This is a genomic window from Priestia sp. SIMBA_032 (genome assembly GCF_046535215.1).
Taxonomy (GTDB): Bacteria; Bacillota; Bacilli; order Bacillales; family Bacillaceae_H; genus Priestia; species Priestia aryabhattai.
On record NZ_JAWRXD010000653.1, the window covers coordinates 1 to 272 of the forward strand.

Sequence of the window (272 nt, forward strand, 5' to 3'; positions counted from 1 at the left end):
GATGGAAGAACAGGAACTTTCGCCCTGCACGTTCACATTCCGCTCGGCAGCGCTTCTCCAGATCCTTATCGCCTTTCGGGTCAATGATGAAGACGGTTTTTTTCTGGTAGATCAACTGGGTAACGATCAATTCGTACAGTCGAGTCTTACCCGCGCGGGTGGTACCCGCTATTAGCGTGTGACCTTCCAGCGCGTCAAACGGGATGCCGATCGCGTAATCGTCGGGCTCGATGCCGTGAATCCAGGGGACCCCTACAGCAGTGTCCTTAACG

1 protein-coding gene is annotated in these 272 nt (G+C 54.8%); it reads right to left on the bottom strand.

The window, feature by feature from the left end:
* Window positions 1–272 (bottom strand): helicase HerA domain-containing protein (locus SB717_RS35860; protein WP_410907736.1); only part of this gene is annotated, 272 nt, incomplete at both ends.